Source organism: Arthrobacter sp. Y3224055, from assembly GCF_059090825.1.
Map to the genome: position 1 here is coordinate 260806 of NZ_JBNHGB010000002.1, position 16241 is coordinate 277046.

The following is a 16241-nucleotide window of genomic DNA, read 5'->3' on the forward strand; positions in this document are numbered from 1 at the left end:
GACCGCCGTGGCCGCCCGCCTGCCGGATCGCAAGGCGTCGACGTTCCTGGCCCTCCGCGCCACGGACGCCGTGGAGGAAATGGACAAGCCGGACTGCGACCCCGCGATGCTTCGGCGCACCTACGCCCAGTTTCCGCTGATCAACCGGGCGGTGTCGGGTTGGCACGGCATCTACCGGCGCCTGCTCCGCCCGCGCCTGGCCGGCCTCGAGGCCCCCACCCTGCTCGATATCGGCTCCGGCGGCGGCGACGTTCCCCGGCTGCTCGCCCGCCTGGCCGCCCGGGACGGCCTCGACCTGCGGATCACGGCGATCGATCCCGATCCGCGCGCGCATGCCTTCGCCGTGTCCCGGCCGCGGTCGCCGGGCCTCGAGTTCCGGCAGGCGTTCAGTTCGGAGCTGGTGGCCGAAGGACGCAGCTTCGACGCCGTCGTGTCCAACCACTTGCTGCACCACCTGACCGCCCCCGAGCTGGCAGGCCTGCTGGCGGACTCGCAGCGGTTGTCGCGCGCCCTCGCAGTCCACAGCGACATCATCCGCAGCCGCACGGCATATGTGCTGTTCGCCGCCGGGACGCTGCCGTTTTTCCACCGCTCCTTCATCCGCCGGGACGGGCTGACCTCCATCCGCCGCAGCTACACCCCGGAGGAATTGCGCGCCGCCGTCCCGCCGGAGTGGCGGGTGCTGCCCGATTCGCGTTTCCGCCAGCTGGTAATCCATGAGCCCGATGCCTGAGGCGGCGCTCCCCCGGGGCCGGCCTGTTGCAGCGCCCGGCGGCCGCCTGCTCGATGTCGCCGTGGTCGGCGGCGGGCCGGTGGGTTTGCTGATGGCCATCCTGCTGGCCCGGCGCGGGGTGGACGTCGCGGTCCTGGAACGGCGCAGCGCCCGCAGCAGCCACTCCCGGGCGATCGGGATCCATCCGCCGGCGTTGGCCGTGCTCGACGACGCGGGCGTGGGTCCGGAGCTGTTGGCGGCCGGCGTCCGCATCCGCCGGGGCGTGGCCCGCAGCCGCGGCCGGGACGTCGCGTCGCTCTCGTTTGACGGCATTCCCGACGCGCATCCCTACGTGCTGGCCGTGCCGCAGGTCATCACCGAACGGCTGCTGGAAGAACGGCTGGAGGCGCTGCGTCCCGGGGCGGTGCGCCGCGCGGTGGCGGTGCAGGGGGCGTACGACGACGGCGCGACCGTGACGTTGTCCTGTCGCCGGGGCGCGGAACCGGAACCGGCGGCGGCGGGCACGGGCAGGGCACCGGCACCGGCACCGCCTGCCGGCGTGGCACCGGCTGCCGCTGCGGAGACGGTGCGGGCCAGGCTGGTGGTGGCGGCCGACGGCGCCTATTCCGCCCTGCGCCGCCAACTCGGCGTCCCGGTGCGGACGCGGGTGTATCCGGACGCCTACCTGATGGGAGACTTCGCCGACACCACCGGCGACGGCAGCACCGCCGTGCTTTATCTGGAGGCCGGCGGCATCGTCGAATCCTTCCCGCTCCCCGGGGGTACCCGGCGCTGGGTGGCCAGGATGCCCGGCGTGGTCAGCCATCCGACGTCGGACGGCCTCGCCTCCCTGGTCGCGCGGCGCACCGGGACGGGCCCGGACCCCGGCAGCTGCTCCATGCTCAGCGCCTTCTCCGTCAGCTCCCGGACGCCGCGGCGGCTGATAGCGGGACGCGTCGCGCTGGTCGGCGACGCAGCACACCAGGTGAGTCCGATCGGCGGGCAGGGCATGAATTTGGGCTGGCTGGATGCCGCAGCCCTGGCTCCGATCGTCGCCGCGGCCCTGGCGGGCGAGCCGACGGGCACGGCGTTGCGAAGATACGAGGCGGACCGGCGGCGGGCGGCCAACACCGCCATCTGGCAGGCGCACCTGAACATGGCCCTGGGCAGGCCGTTGCCGCCGCCGGTGCTCGCGGCCCGCAACCGCCTGTTCAGCACGCTCACCCGCTTCCCCGGAGTGCAGGACACGGTGGCCAGCCGCTTCACCATGCACTGATCCGTCATCAAGCGGCCGGGGCCTACCCGGGCGGCTAAAGTGGCTGCTAGACAAATTCGGCGGCACGTCGATTTTCCCGAGCCGGAGACGTCCCGGCTGACACGGTCTGGAGGTGGGCATGGTCGGCGCGGAGCGCATCGCCGTGCTGTCGCTGCACACCTCGCCGCTGGCCCTCCCCGGCGGGGGCGATGCCGGCGGGATGAACGTCTACGTGCGCGCCCTGGCGCGGGAACAGGCGGCGCTGGGCACCGCCGTCGACGTTTTCACCCGCTCACTGCACGACGGGCAGGAACCGGTGGAACATCCCCGGGCCGGCGTCCGCGTGATCCACCTGGACGGGGCCCCCGCCGACGCGGTAACCAAGGAAGACCTGCCGCAGCGGTTGGCCGCGCTGGAGGCCTCGCTGCGGCAGTTCACGCAGCAGGACGGGGCACGGTACGACGTGCTGCACTCGCACTACTGGCTCTCGGGTGCCGTGGGGCTGCGGTTGCAGCACGACTGGCACATTCCGCTGGTGCACTCGATGCACACGATGGGGCTGGTCAAAAACCTGCACCTGCAGCCCGGCGAACCGCCCGAGCCGGCCTCCCGGATCGACGGCGAACAAGCCATAGCGTCCGGAGCCGGCCGGCTGATCGCCAATACCCTGACCGAGGCGGCCGAGTTGGTCGATCTCTACGGCGCGGACGAGGGCACGGTCGACGTGATCCCGCCCGGCGTCGACCTGCACACCTTCCGCCCCGACGGCCGCCGCGCGGACCGGGAGGCCGCCGGCATCGGCCCGGATACCTTCCACCTGGTGTTTGCCGGCCGCATCCAGGTGCTGAAAGGGCCGCAGGTCCTGCTGGCCGCCGCGGCCGAACTTCGCCGCCAACGGCCCGACATCCGGCTGCGCGTGTCCATCATCGGCGAGATCAGCGGGTCCGCCGGGCTGGACCTGCCGGCGCTGGCCGGGAAGCTGGGGCTGGCGGACACCGTGACGCTCTCGCCCCCCGTGGAGCCGCGCGCCTTGGCGGCCACCTTCCGCAGCGCCGATGTGGTCGCGGTCCCGTCCTTCAGCGAATCCTTCGGCCTGGTCGCCCTGGAAGCGCAGGCCTGCGGTACGCCCGTCGTTGCCACCAACGTGGGCGGGCTGCCGGTGGCGGTCAGCCACGGGCTCACCGGGCTGCTGGTGGACGGGCACGACCCTGTCCGGTGGGCGGGGGCCCTCCGCGAGCTCCACGACTACCCGGAGTTCCGCCGGCGGTTGGGCGCCAATGCCGCGGTGCACGCCTCGTCCTTTGGCTGGGAGCAGACCGCCGCGCTGACGGCGCACAGCTACCAGCTCGCGGTCGACCACTTCCGCCGCTGAGCCTGACGGCGCCGGCATGATCTGGGATCCGGGCAGCCGCACGGCTAGGATTCATGGGTGCCAACCCCCGATTTCCGCATCCGCCGCGCCACCCCAGACGACATCCCCGCCACGCTCGACATGAAGCTCGCCGCCTGGCGGGAAACCTACTCGTCCCAGCGGCCGGAGAGCTTCTTCGCCGCCGAAGCGGCCCGGCGGGACCAGCAGATCGACTGGTGGTCGCGCGGGCTGGCGGCGGGGGCGGAGCTGTGGGTCGCCGAAGACCCCGCCGGACGGATCATCGGCTGCTCGGGCGGCGGCCCCGTGCAGGACGACGACGCCGACGCCGGCGTGCCGCACGAACTGCAGATGCTCTACGTGCTGGCGGAGGCCTACGGGACCGGGCTCGGGCGGCAACTGCTGGAGGCGGCGATCGGTGGCGGGCCCGCGCTGCTCTGGGTCCTCGAGGACAACCCGCGCGCCCAAGCGTTCTACCGCAAGCACGGATTCGGCCCGGACGGACGCCGCGAGCCCCTGACCGGCCTGTGGGAAGGCCTGCACGAGATCCGGATGGTCCGGCGGGGCGGCTAAACCCGTTCGAGCTCGGCTACATCCGTTCGAGCTCGGCGCGAATGGCGGCGATGCCGCGCCACACCTCCTGGAAGCTGGTGGACAGCGGCGAGAGCCCCAGCCGGAGGCCGTCGGGCTCGCGGAAGTCCGGTATCACGCCCTGCTCCCAGAGCCTGCCGGTGATTTGCTTGAAGTCCGGGTGGTCGATGGTGACGTGGCCGCCGCGTTCCGCCGGATCAAGCGGCGAGGCGATGGCTACGCCGAAACCGGCCAGCGCCTCCTGCACGGCCTCGACGGCAAACCCGGTCAGGGCGATCGACTTTTCCCGGACCGCCGCCAGCCCGGCCTCGTCGATGAGGGCGACCATGTCCTGGAGGGCGGTCATGCCGATGATCGGCGGAGTTCCGGACGTGAACCGGCGGATCCCGCCGGCCGGCTGATACCCCTGACCCATCTCGAAGGGTTTGGCGCTGCCCAACCAGCCTTGGATCGGCTGGCTCAGGTGCTGGTGCTCGGTCCGCACGTAGGCCCAGGCCGGGGCGCCCGGACCGCCGTTAAGGTACTTGTAGCTGCAGCCTGCGGCCAGGTCGACGCCCCAGCCGTCCAGTTCCACGGGCAGCACCCCGGCGGAATGGCACAGGTCCCACAAAACCATGGCACCGGCGTCGTGCGCGGCGGCGGTGATGGCCGGGATGTCCGCAACATAGCCGGAGCGGTAGGCCACGTGGCTGAGCAGCACGAGCGCTGTGTCGGGCCCCACGGCGGCCCGGACCGCTTCTGCCGTCACTCCCCCGGCGTGCGGGGGCTCGAGCCAGTCCAGCTCCAGGCCGCACTCGGCGGCGATGCCTTCGACGATAAAGCGGTCGGACGGAAAATTGTCCCGGTCCACCAGGATGCGCCGGCGCCCTGGCCGCGCATCGATCGCGGCGCGGGCCAGCTTGTACAGCAGCACCGTGGTGGAGTCGGCCACCACGCATTGGCCCGGCGCGGCTCCCAGCACGACCCGGCCCAGCTCGTCGCCGATCTGCTCCGGCAGCTGGAGCCAGACCTCGTCCCAGGCCCGGATCAGCCGGCCGCCCCACTGCTGCGCCATGACGTCCCGGACGCGCTCGATGCTGGCGGCCAGCGGCCGGCCCAGCGAATTGCCGTCGAGGTAGGCCACGACGGCGTCGTCGTCATGGCCCGCGAACCGGGTCCGGTATCCGGCCAGCGGGTCTGCGGCGTCAAGCATCCGGGCGCGGTCACGCAACTGATCGTCGTTGGTCATACGGCAAGCATAGAGGCGGCTGCCGCGGGGCCGCCGAACCGCGGCGTGAAGATTTCCGAAAAAAATTCCCGGGCCTGTCGATATCCACGGCCCCCGTTCGACGGCATAGTAGAAGGCGCATGCCCGCGTCTCGTTCCGAGAAGGAGAAAAGCCATGAAGTACATGTTCATCATGCGGTCCACGGATGCAGCCCTTGAGGCGTCCAAATCCATGCCGTTCGAAGAAATGATCAACAAGATGGGCGCCTACAACGAGGCGATGATCAACGCCGGCGTCATGCTGGCGGGAGAAGGCCTGGCGGATCTTTCCGACGGCAGCGGATTCGTCGTGGACTTCTCGGAGGAGCCGCCGATTGTGACCGACGGCCCGTACGGCGAAACGCACGAACTGTTCAACGGTTTTTGGATCGTCCAGGTGGCCTCCAAGGAGGAAGCCGCGGAGTGGGCCAGCCGCTGCCCGCTGGGACCGGGCTCAAAGCTGGAGGTCCGCCGCGTAACCGAGGCCGCCGATTTCGCGGACTTCGCCGACAACGAGTACATCCGGAAGGAAGAAGGATGGCGCGAGGAAGAGGCGAGGCTCCGCTCGGAGAACGCCTGACCCCCGGGGCCGAGGCCCGGGAGCCTGGGGCGGCGGGGGCCGAGGCCCAGGCGGCAATCCGGCGCCGGATCGATGCGTTGTGGCGGATCGAGGGCGCCCGGATTGTTGCCGCCCTGGCCCGTGCCACCGGGGATGTCGGTTTCGCCGAGGACGTCGCGCAGGAAGCCGTGGCCGACGCGCTGGCCCGGTGGCCGCATACCGGCGTCCCCCGCAACCCGGCGGCGTGGCTGACCACCGTGGCCAAGCGACGGGCCATCGACTCATGGCGGCGGGCGGAACGCCTGGAGGACCGTTACCAGGTGCTGGCCCGCGGGCTGCGGGACGAGGAAGACCTGGGTTGGGACCCCGTACCCGACGACGTGCTCCGGCTCGTCTTTACCGCCTGCCACCCGGTGCTCTCGCGGGAAGCGCAGGTATGCCTGACGCTGCGGGTCGTCGCCGGCCTGTCCGCCGAGGAGATCGGCCGGCTCTTCGTGATTCCGGTCGCCACGGTGCAGCAGCGGATCGTCCGGGCCAAGAAAACCCTGGCCGCGGCGAAGGTCCCCTTCGAAGTCCCCGAACCGAACGACTGGGGCCCGCGGCTGGGCGCCGTCCTGCGCGTGGTCTACCTCCTGTTCACGGAAGGGTACGCGGCGACCTCCGGGAACCGTTGGATCCGGTCGGACCTGGCCGGCGAAGCCCTGCGGATCGGACGCGTCCTGGTGTCACTGGTGCCCCGGGAGCCCGAAGCGCACGCACTGGTGGCCCTGATGGAGTTCCAGGCGTCGCGTTTCGGCGCCCGCACTCGGCCGGACGGCAGCGCGGTCCTGCTCGCCGACCAGGACCGGACGCGTTGGGACCGCGCCCAGATTGAACGCGGCCGAGCCGCCCTGGCCAGGGCCGACGCGCTGGGCCGCGGCCGGGGCAGCTACGCCCTGCAGGCGGCCATCGCCGCATGCCATGCGGCCGCCCCCAGCGTCGCCGGCACCGACTGGGCGCAGATCGTGCTGCTCTACGAAGCGCTTGGCCGGGTGGCGCCGAGCCCGGTGGTGGAGCTCAACCGTGCTGTGGCAGTGTCCATGGCCACCGGCCCCGCCACCGCCCTGGCGATCGTGGACCGGCTGGCCTCGGAAGGCGCCCTGCGCGGCTCCCACCTGCTCCCGAGCGTCCGCGGCGAGCTGCTGGCCCGGCTCGGCCGGGCGGACAAGGCCCGCTCCGAGTTCGCCGCCGCCGCCGCGCTGGCGAAGAATGATCGCGAACGGGAGGTCCTCGAACGCCGGGCCGTCACCGGCTGACCCGGTCCGGCCACGCCGCTCAGCCGGCGAGCGTGTGGACGCTGCCCGTGAAGTGCAGCCGGTGGCTGCGCTCCCCCCAGCCGGTGAACTCGGAAGCTTCCCAGGACCCGTCACGTTCCGTGTCATGGATCCTGACGGCCACGGTGGCGGGCAGGAAGACCGGAGCGGCAAAGTCGATGCGCCAGCTGAAGGGTTCGCTGGCCGTGGCTTCCACGCTGGTCAGGACTCGTGAGGCCAGGTACATCCCGTGGGCGATGGACCGCTTGAGCCCCAGCATCTTCGCGGACACCGCGCTCAGGTGGATCGGGTTGAAGTCGCCGGACACCCCGGCGTACTCGCGCCCGGCCTCCGGCCCGAGCCGCCAGCGGGCCGTCGGCTGCGGCGGCGTGAAATCGGCGCGCTCCGGGCGGGCTGCCTTGTCCAGGCCGGGCAAGTAGACCGCCTTGGCCAGGTAGTCCGAGACACCTTCCCACACGGCCTCGCCGTCGGCCTCGATCCGGGTGTGCAGTTCGACCTGCGTGCCCGCGTGGTGGCCGCGGAGGCCCTCGGCCCAGGCCGTCACGGTCAGGGGCTCAGTGAAGTGGACCGGCCGCAAGTGCCGCACCCGGTTGGCCAGATGGACCATGCCGAGCAGCGGCAGCGGAAAGTCCGGCCGCGTCATCACGCTCATCGCCACGGGGAACGCGACCGAGTGCAGGAACACGGAGGGCAGGGTGTCCCGCACGGTGCCGTGGACCAACTGCTGGAACCCGCTGATCCGCTCGGGGGTGATCTGAACTCCGTGCAGGGTATGCCGCGCCGCCGGGACCTGCTCGGCGTGCTGTCCCACGCCCAGCTTGTGCCGCGCGGCAGTCGACGCCGCCGTCAGGTAGAGGCGCGAGAGCGTGGGCATCTCCCCCAGGATGACTTCGTTCATGCGCCGACCATGCTTTGCCCGCAGACCCGCAGGGTTTGGCCGTTGATGCCGCCCGCAGCATCGCTGGCCAGGAAGGAGACGGCCTCGGCGACATCGCGCGGCTGTCCGCCCTGTTGCAGCGAGGAGAGCCGGCGTGCCACTTCCCGGGTCAGGAACGGCATCCGGGCGGTCATGTCCGTCTCGATGAAGCCCGGTGCCACGGCGTTGATGCTGCCGCCGGCGTCGGCGAACCCGGCGGCCGAGGCCCGGACCATGCCGATGATTCCCGCCTTCGACGCGGCGTAATTGGTTTGCCCGCGGTTGCCCGCAATGCCGCTGGTTGAGGCCAGTGAAACCACGCGCGGCCGCCCGCGGAACGCGCCCGAGGCCAGCAGCTGCCCGTTCATCGTCAGCTGCGAGGTGAGGTTGACGGCGATCACGGAGTCCCATTTGGCCTGGTCCATGTTGGCCAACAGTTTGTCGCGGGTGATGCCGGCGTTGTGGATCACGATGTCCAGTCCGTGGTGCCGCTCCACGGCATGGGCGGCGATCTTCGCGCCGGCATCGGCCGCGGTGATGTCCAACTGCAGGGCGGTGCCGCCCACCCGGTTCGCGACCTGCGCCAGCTGTTCCCCCGCCGCGGGGACATCGACGACGACGAGTTGTGCGCCGTCGCGGTGCAGGGTCTCGGCGATGGCAGCGCCAATGCCGCGCGCGGCGCCGGTGACGACGGCGACCTTGCCGGTCAGCGGACGGTCCGGATCCGCGGGGAGCGAGCCGTCGTCGGAGCCGACCAGCAGGAACTGCCCGCTGACGTAGGCGCTCCGGGCCGAGAGCAGGAAGCGCAGGGGTCCCAGGACGGCCGGTGCTCCGGCGTCCACGCCTTCGCCGAGCAGGATGCCGTTGGCGGTGGCGCCGCCGCGCAGCTCATGGGCCAGTGACCGCAGCGACCCGTCCACCGCCTGGCGCGCGGCGGCCTGCGCGGGCCGGGCGGCGCCGTCGGCGGGCCGGGATACGGTGATGACGCGGCCGCCGGGGGCCAGGTCCCGGAGGCTGGCGCCGGCGCTGAGCATGGGCTCCGACAGGTCCTCGGGCGCTTCCAGCTCGTCGAGCACCAGCACGATGCCGCCGAGGCGTTCCTTTGGTGCCGCATGCCGGCGAACGTCGAGGTCCCACCCGAGCATTTCCTTGGCCACCGTGTCGGCGCCGGCGCCCGCGCCGAGCACCAGGACAGGTCCGGGCAGCAGCGGTGCGCCGGGCCGGTAGCGCCGCAGCACGGCGGGCTGCGGCAGCCCCAGCTTCTTGGCCAGGCTCTTCACCGGTCCGGCGTTGACCAAATCCACGTACCGGTCGGTCATCAGTTCGCCTCCAGGATGGCGACGACGCCCATGCCGCCTGCGGCGCAGACGGAGATCAGGCCGCGGGTGGTGCGGGACTCGGCGTCGGCCTTCTCGCGCAGCATCTTGGCCAGGCTGGCCACCAGGCGTCCGCCGGTGGCCGCGAAGGGATGGCCGGTGGCCAGCGAGGAGCCATTGATGTTGAGGCGGGTCCGGTCGATGGCGCCCAGGGGCTTCTCGAGGCCCAGCTTGTTGCGGCAGAACTCCTCGCTTTCCCACGCCGCCAGGTGGCACAGCACCGTCCCGGCGAAGGCCTCGTGGATCTCGAAGAAGTCGAAGTCGGCGAACGTCAGGGCCTGCCGGGCCAGCAGCCGGGGCACGGCATATGCCGGCGCCATCAGCAGTCCTTCCTTGCCGTGCACAAAGTCAACGGCGGCGGCTTCGGAGTCCACCACCTCTGCCAGCACCGGCAGGTCGTTGCTCCGGGCGTACTCTTCCGAACTGAGCAGCACGGTGGAGGCTCCGTCGGTCAGCGGGGTGGAATTGCCGGCCGTCATGGTTGCCTCGGCGCCGAGGTTCTTGCCGAACACCGGCTGCAGCTTGCCCAGCTTCTCCAAGGTGGTGTCGGCGCGCAGGTTGGAGTCCTTGGCCAGGCCCCGGTAGGGCGTCATGAGGTCATCGAAAAACCCGCGCTCGTAAGCTGCCGCCAGGTTGTGGTGGCTGGCCAGGGCAAGTTCGTCCTGCGCGTCGCGGCTGATGTTCCAGGCCGCGGTGGTCAGCGCCTGGTGCTCGCCCATCGACAGCCCTGTCCGCGGCTCGGCCGTGCCCGGCGCGTTGGGGGCCAGATCCTTGGGCCGCAACTTGGCGATGGCGGTCAGCTTCTGCTGCATGCTCTTGGCGCGGTTCAGTTCCAGGAGGACGGCCCGGAGGCCCTCGCTGACGGCGATCGGTGCGTCCGAGGCGGAGTCCACGCCGCCGGCGATGGCGGAGTCGATCTGCCCCAGTTTGATCTTGTTCGCCAAGCCCATCACGGTTTCCAACCCGGTGGCGCACGCCTGCTGCAGGTCGTACGCAGGTGTTTGCGGTGAAAGCGCCGAGCCGAGCACCGCCTCGCGGGTGAGGTTGAAGTCGCGCGAGTGTTTAAGGACAGCGCCGGCGGCCACCTCGCCGATGCGTTCGTCCTGCAGCCCGAACCGTGCCACCAGCCCGTCCAGGGCCGCGGTGAGCATGTCCTGGTTGCTGGCCTGGGTGTAGGCTCCGTTCGCGCGGGCGAAGGGGATGCGGTTGCCGCCGACGACTACTGCCCTGCGCAGTCCGTTGGCGGAGCGGGTGCCGGTGGCGTCAGGTGAAGTGGCCATGTGGGCTCTCCTCGATTGGGTGCGGAGCGGAACAAACGACAGTTACCGTAACCAAGCGTACCTGATACGCTGAGTTACGTGAACACCGCCACAGGCCGCCAGGCCGCCTCGAATCCGGCGACGCCCGCGGACGGCCGCTCGGCCCGCTGGGACCGTCACCGGACGGAACGCCGCCGGGAGCTGATCCGGGCGGCGCGGCACGCGGTGCACCGGCTTGGCCCCGATGCGTCCATGGAGGAGATCGCGGCGGCGGCCGGGACGTCCAAGCCCGTCTTCTACCGCTACTTCGGCGACAAGGCCGGCCTGCAGCGAGCCATGGGCGAGGTGGTGATCGGCCGGATGCAGGCCCGGCTCCAGGAGGCCGCCGCCACCGCGACCACGGCCCGGGAGGGCCTGCACGCCATGGTGTCGGTCTACCTGCAAATGGCCGAATCCTCGCCGCACGTGTACGCGTTCGTCATCCGGGCCGCGCCGTCCGAGCCGCCGGCCGCACCGCAACCCGGTCGGGACGATGCGCGGCCGGCGGCCGCACCGGAGGACGGCAGTTCCGCCGTCCTGCAGGACTTTTTCGCCAACGTCACCGCCATGATCGAGGCCCCGCTGCGCGGCCACCTGGCCGCGGCAGCGGGAAGTGCCGCGGAACTGGCGGCCGCTTCCTACTGGCCCCGGGCCGCCATCGGCATGGTGCGTGCCGCCGGTGAATGCTGGCTGGCGGCTCCCGATGATGGAACCAAGCCGAGCCGGGAAGTCATGACGGGCCTGCTCACCCAATGGCTGCTGGGCGGCGTCGCACCGGACAACGGAGCTCCCGCAGCGGGCTCCGGGCCACCCGGCCGTTCCCGCAACACCCCGGGCATGGACTGACCGCCCGCACCCGGCCACCCCGCCCCGCAGCCTTCCCGGCCCCACCGACACACACCTGACGACCGAAGGATCATCCGATGACGTATACGCCCGCCCTGGAAACCCCGGAACCGGTTGAAGACAACGGAGCCACCGTGGATGTGGCCGAACTCGGCCGGCTCCTGCTGGGCCGCTGGGCCGACATCCGCCAGGCGGCACGCGACCTGGCCGGCCGCCCGGAACTCCACCGCATCGACGGGCTGACGATGGAGGAGCACCGGCAGCGGGTCTTCGGGCAGCTGAAGTACCTGGTGGACACCGGCGCCGTGCACCGTGCCTTCCCCGCACGGCTCGGCGGCGAAGACAATCACGGCGGCAACGTGGCCGGTTTCGAGGAACTCGTCACCGCCGACCCCTCGCTGCAGATCAAGGCCGGTGTGCAGTGGGGCCTGTTCGGCGCGGCGGTGCTGCACCTGGGCACCCGGGAACACCATGACCAGTGGCTGCCGGACATCATGAGCCTCAAGACGCCGGGCGCCTTCGCCATGACAGAAACCGGTCACGGATCCGACGTAGCCAGCATCGCCACCACTGCCACCTACGAACCGGCCACGCAGGAATTCGTCATCCACACACCCTTCCGGGCCGCGTGGAAGGACTACCTGGGAAACGCCGCCAACGACGGCCTGGCCGCGGTGGTGTTCGCGCATCTCATCACCCGGGGCGTCGACCACGGCGTCCACGCCTTCTATGTGCCCATCCGGGACGAACAGCACAACTTCCTGCCCGGCATCGGCGGCGAAGACGACGGTTACAAGGGCGGGCTCAACGGCATCGACAACGGCCGCCTGCACTTCGACCATGTCCGCATCCCGCGCACCAACCTGTTGAACAGGTACGGCGACGTTGCCGAGGACGGCACCTACACCTCCCCCATCGCCAGCCCGGGCCGCCGCTTCTTCACTATGCTGGGAACCTTGGTGCAGGGCCGCGTTTCGCTCGATGGCGCCGCGGTGGCCGCCAGCAAGGTAGCCCTGGCCATCGCGGTGCACTACGGCACCGAGCGCCGGCAGTTCAATGCGTCCTCGGACACCTCCGAAGAGGTCCTGCTGGACTACCAGCGCCACCAGCGGCGCCTGCTGCCGCGGCTGGCCACCACCTACGCGGCGTCCTTCGCGCACGAACAATTGCTGGAGAAGTTCGACGACGTGTTCTCCGGCGCCCACGACACCGACGAGGACCGGCAGGACCTGGAAACCCTGGCCGCCGCCCTGAAGTCGCTCAGCACGTGGCACGCGCTGGACACCCTGCAGGAGTGCCGGGAGGCCACCGGCGGGGCAGGTTTCCTGGCCGAAAACCGCTTCGCCGCGCTGCGCTCCGACCTGGACATCTACGCGACCTTCGAGGGCGACAACACGGTGCTGCTGCAGTTGGTCGCCAAGCGGCTGCTCGCGGACTACGCCAAGGAGTTCCGCCACGCAGACTTCGGCGTGATGGCCCGGTGGGTTGCCCACCAGGCGGCCGACGCCACCTTCCACCGCACCGGCCTGCGCCAGGTGGCCCAGACGTTCGCGGACAGCGGTTCGGAGCGCAAGAGCGCCAACTACCTGAAGGATCCGGAGTCGCAGCGCCAGCTGCTCACCGACCGGGTCTCCACCATGATCGCCGGCATCGGCGGCGCGCTCCGCAATGCCACGAGGCTGCCGCAAGCAGAGGCCGCGGCGCTGTTCAACGAACACCAGCACGAGCTGATCGAGGCCGCCCGCGCACACGCGGAACTGCTGCAGTGGGAGGCCTTTACCGCCGCACTCGGGCAGATCGACGACGACGGTACCCGCCAGGTGCTGACCTGGTTGCGGGACTTGTTCGGCCTGTCGCTGGTGGAGAAAAACCTGGGCTGGTACCTCATGCACGGGCGGCTCTCCGCCCAGCGCGCCCGCATCCTTGGGGGGTACATCAACCGTCTGCTGTCTAGGCTCCGCCCGCACGCCCGCGACCTTGTGGACGCCTTCGGCTATGGGCCCGAGCATCTGCGCGCGAAGATCGCCACCGGCGCCGAGCAGGAACGCCAGGACGAAGCCATGACCTATGCCCGCTCGCGGCGGGCCAGCGGCGACGCCCCGGTGGACGAGAAGGTGCTCGTCGCCCGCCGGAAGGCCGCCGAAAAGCTCGCCGCGCGACGCCAGAAGCTGCCGGCAAGCAGCTAGGCGAACGACGGCGGGGCCCAGGCCGGAGGCGATCCGTTTCGCCACGGCGGGCACACCGCCGTCGTCAGCAGGTATCCCCGGGCGACACGGCCCACCCGTGGCGGCCGCCGCCGTCGTCAGCGGGTTAAGCCCGGGCGACACGGCCCACCCGTGGCGGCCGCCGCCGTCGTCGGCCCAGTTGGAGCGGCTAAGATTTTCTGGGCCCGCTTTTCCCTTCCGCGGGCGGAAAGCACAGCATGTCCTTCACCCAGAACGCCCTTGCCCGCTGGCAGGAGCTGCAGGCCTTGTCCGCGACGCCGGGCCTCAAGCTCGCCGCCGCCAGCCCGTGGGTGCCCGCGCTGTTCCGGACCGCTTTCACGCGCTCCCGGCCGCAGCTGCCGCTGGAGGAGTTCCACCGCAACACCGACGCCATCCTGGCCGAGCTGCGGCGCGCCGGGGTGCCGCTGCGCGAGGATTGGTCCGCCCGCCAGTACGCCGACGACTGGGTGGGCCGCAGGTTCCTCTCCCGCCTGCGCGAGGGCGGGCGGTTCGTTTACGAGCCCACCGAAGCGACAGTGCGCTTCCTGGAGTACCTGGACGGCCTGACCGGGGCTTCCTCCTCCCTGAACAGCTCCCGCCTGGCCACGCTGCTCACCCGGGTCGAGGCCCTGGCCCATGAAACCGATCCCGACCCCGAGGCGCGCATTGCCGTGCTCCGGGCCGAAATCGCCGAACGGCAGGAAAAGATCCGCGCGCTGGAAGCAGGCGACGCGCCGGCGGCGGTGCCCGCAGCCGCGGCGGCGGAGGCGGCACGCGACATCCTGGCGCTGGCGGCCGGGCTGCCGGCCGACTTCAAGCGGATGCGCGACGGCTTGGAGCGCATGCTGCACACGCTGCGCGCCGAAATCGTCGAGTCGAATGCCACCAAGGGCATCACCATGGGCGAGGTGCTCGACGCCGACAAACGGCTGCGCGGCACCAGCGAAGGCCGGACGTACGAGAGCTTCACGGCGTTCCTGAACGACGAGGACCAGCAGCAGCGTTTCCGGCAGGCCATCGCCGACGTGCTCGAGCGGGACTTCGCCGACGGCCTGGAGCCGGAGGACCGGAGGGCCCTGCAGCAGCTCATGCCCCAGTTGCGGGCGCAGGCGGCCGAGATCCACCGCATCTACGGGCGGCTCTCGGAGAGCATGCACACCTTCGTGCAGTCGGACGACTACCGCGAATCGGTCCAGCTGCGCCAGGCGATTCGCGCTGCCGAGGCCGCTATCTTCAAGTCGCGGCACAGCCTGCCGGGCCGGCGTGCGGTAATACCGGCGCCGCAGTTGTACGGCTCCGGCTTCGAATCGGTGAGCATGATCCGGCTCTACGACCCGCAGGATCACCAGGCGCCGGCGAAGTTGCCGCCGCCGCCCGAGTTCACCGAAGCGGACATCCGCCGCGCGGTACGCACGCCGCAGGCTGACGCCGAGGTGCTCTCCCGGGCGGTGCGCACCGCCGTCGAAGCACGCGGGCCGGCGCCGTTGTCGGCGGTCTACGACCAGCTGGAACCGGAACACCGGCACCTGAACAGCCTGCGCTGGCTGCTGCACCGGGCCTTGAATACCGGCGGCGTGCTCGATCCGGACGCGACCGACAGCGTGACCCTGATCCAAATCGACGGCAGCGAACGAACCGCGGTGCTGCCCGCCGTCACTTTCACGAAAGCTGCAGACTAATGAACGAGTTGACCGAGGACGAGTTGACCGGCGTTTCCGCCCAACCGCCCGCAGGGCCCGAGGACGCGGCCGCGCCGGAGGAAGCGGATCCCGCCGAGGCTGCCGGGCCGGAGGAGGCGGATCCCGCCCAGGCTGCCGGGCCGGAGGAGGCGGATTCCGGCCAGGCTGCCGCGCCGGAGGAAGCGGATCCCGCCCAGGCTGACGAGGCGACCGCCCGCAACGAGATTGTGGACGGGCCCGAACTCTTCGACGGCGATACCGGCAAGCTGCCCCTGAAGCTGCGCCAGGCCCTGGTCCGGCTGCTGCGCGGCCCCTACCTGCACGCCGGCTCCACGGACCGGGTCTACGACACCGTGGTGGAACACCGCCGCGTCCTCGCCTCCCGGCTCAGCGAGCTGTTCCTGCAACTGATCATCGACGAAGACCGCAAGGTCGCCATGCTGCGGCCGGTCCCCATGGCCGAACCGCACACCAACGCCCTGCAGCGGCAGCGGGAGATGACGCGCGAGGAGACGCTGCTGCTCCTGCGCATGCGGCTCATCCAGGATCGCCACGCCGGCACCGGGACGGAGCCGCTGATCAGCCGGGCCGACGTGATCGACGTGCTGCAGGACTACGTGGACCCCGAACAGCACGACGCCAAACACGTCGAGGACCTGGCCGATGCCTCCATCCGCAAACTGTCCAACGAGCGCCGGTTGCTGGAAGCCACCGAACTTTCGGACGTGTGGGTCATTTCCCCGGCCCTGCCGCTGGCCTTGCCCTTCGAGAACATCGGCGACATTCCGGCGGTGATCGGCTCGCTGGCCGGTACTCTCCCGCCGGCCGGCGAGGCGCCGGAGTCGGACCAGTTGACTGTTGACGGCGAGGAGGCCTGA

At 71.1% G+C, this 16241-nt stretch carries 14 protein-coding genes; 10 read left to right on the forward strand and 4 right to left on the reverse strand.

Going from position 1 to position 16241, the window contains the following annotated elements; genetic code table 11:
* Positions 1–7: 7 nt before the first annotated feature.
* From AC5RTY_RS06525 to AC5RTY_RS06540, 4 genes are all read left to right on the forward strand, one after another.
* A complete protein-coding gene (locus tag AC5RTY_RS06525) occupies positions 8–733 on the forward strand; it encodes a class I SAM-dependent methyltransferase (protein ID WP_494139253.1) in 726 nt (241 codons plus the stop codon).
* Positions 717–1988, forward strand: a complete 1272-nt coding sequence (locus AC5RTY_RS06530; protein ID WP_494139254.1) for an FAD-dependent oxidoreductase — start codon at positions 717–719, stop codon at positions 1986–1988. The genes AC5RTY_RS06525 and AC5RTY_RS06530 overlap by 17 nt, the downstream gene beginning before the upstream one ends.
* A gap of 118 nt (positions 1989–2106) precedes the next feature.
* The gene (gene mshA, locus AC5RTY_RS06535) at positions 2107–3339 is read left to right on the forward strand and encodes a D-inositol-3-phosphate glycosyltransferase (protein WP_494023092.1); all 1233 of its coding nucleotides are present in this window, start codon (positions 2107–2109) and stop codon (positions 3337–3339) included.
* 57 nt (positions 3340–3396) lie between these two features.
* Positions 3397–3909: a GNAT family N-acetyltransferase gene (locus AC5RTY_RS06540; RefSeq protein WP_493999700.1), complete on the forward strand. Its 513-nt coding sequence runs from the start codon at positions 3397–3399 to the stop codon at positions 3907–3909.
* A 16-nt stretch (positions 3910–3925) separates the two neighbouring features.
* On the opposite strand, the gene AC5RTY_RS06545 is transcribed toward AC5RTY_RS06540, so the two are convergent.
* Positions 3926–5155: a kynureninase gene (locus AC5RTY_RS06545; protein ID WP_494023093.1), complete on the reverse strand. Its 1230-nt coding sequence runs from the start codon at positions 5153–5155 to the stop codon at positions 3926–3928.
* A 153-nt stretch (positions 5156–5308) separates the two neighbouring features.
* On the opposite strand from AC5RTY_RS06545, the gene AC5RTY_RS06550 reads away from it, so the two are divergent.
* On the forward strand, positions 5309–5752 hold the full coding sequence (locus tag AC5RTY_RS06550; RefSeq protein WP_494013970.1) for a YciI family protein: 444 nt from the start codon (positions 5309–5311) through the stop codon (positions 5750–5752).
* Positions 5710–7026 (forward strand): RNA polymerase sigma factor, encoded by a 1317-nt coding sequence (locus AC5RTY_RS06555; RefSeq protein ID WP_494139255.1) that lies wholly within the window; start codon positions 5710–5712, stop codon positions 7024–7026. Before AC5RTY_RS06550 ends, AC5RTY_RS06555 begins: the two co-directional genes overlap by 43 nt.
* A 19-nt stretch (positions 7027–7045) precedes the next feature.
* On the opposite strand, the gene AC5RTY_RS06560 is transcribed toward AC5RTY_RS06555, so the two are convergent.
* From AC5RTY_RS06560 to AC5RTY_RS06570, 3 genes are read right to left on the reverse strand one after another with little or no spacing between them, the layout of a single operon-like run.
* Positions 7046–7942, reverse strand: coding sequence for a MaoC family dehydratase (locus AC5RTY_RS06560; protein ID WP_494139256.1), 897 nt, complete (start codon positions 7940–7942; stop codon positions 7046–7048).
* Positions 7939–9279 carry a 3-oxoacyl-ACP reductase gene (locus tag AC5RTY_RS06565; RefSeq protein ID WP_494025905.1) on the reverse strand — a complete coding sequence of 447 codons (1341 nt, stop codon included), beginning with the start codon at positions 9277–9279 and terminating at the stop codon, positions 7939–7941. The genes AC5RTY_RS06560 and AC5RTY_RS06565 overlap by 4 nt, the downstream gene beginning before the upstream one ends.
* Positions 9279–10616 carry an acetyl-CoA C-acetyltransferase gene (locus tag AC5RTY_RS06570; protein WP_494013966.1) on the reverse strand — a complete coding sequence of 446 codons (1338 nt, stop codon included), beginning with the start codon at positions 10614–10616 and terminating at the stop codon, positions 9279–9281. The genes AC5RTY_RS06565 and AC5RTY_RS06570 overlap by 1 nt, the downstream gene beginning before the upstream one ends.
* 78 nt (positions 10617–10694) lie before the next feature.
* Between AC5RTY_RS06570 and AC5RTY_RS06575 the strand changes: the two genes are divergently transcribed.
* The 4 genes from AC5RTY_RS06575 (at position 10695) to AC5RTY_RS06590 (ending at position 16241) form a co-directional block, all read left to right on the forward strand.
* Entirely contained in the window at positions 10695–11480 is a 786-nt protein-coding gene (locus AC5RTY_RS06575; protein ID WP_494139257.1) for a TetR/AcrR family transcriptional regulator, read from the forward strand.
* Between the two features lie 77 nt (positions 11481–11557).
* Complete coding sequence (locus tag AC5RTY_RS06580) at positions 11558–13666, forward strand: acyl-CoA dehydrogenase family protein (RefSeq protein ID WP_494139258.1); 2109 nt, start codon at positions 11558–11560, stop codon at positions 13664–13666.
* Positions 13667–13902: 236 nt separating this feature from the next.
* The gene (locus AC5RTY_RS06585) at positions 13903–15363 is read left to right on the forward strand and encodes a DUF3375 domain-containing protein (RefSeq protein WP_494139259.1); all 1461 of its coding nucleotides are present in this window, start codon (positions 13903–13905) and stop codon (positions 15361–15363) included.
* Entirely contained in the window at positions 15363–16241 is an 879-nt protein-coding gene (locus AC5RTY_RS06590) for a DUF4194 domain-containing protein (protein ID WP_494139260.1), read from the forward strand. The genes AC5RTY_RS06585 and AC5RTY_RS06590 overlap by 1 nt, the downstream gene beginning before the upstream one ends.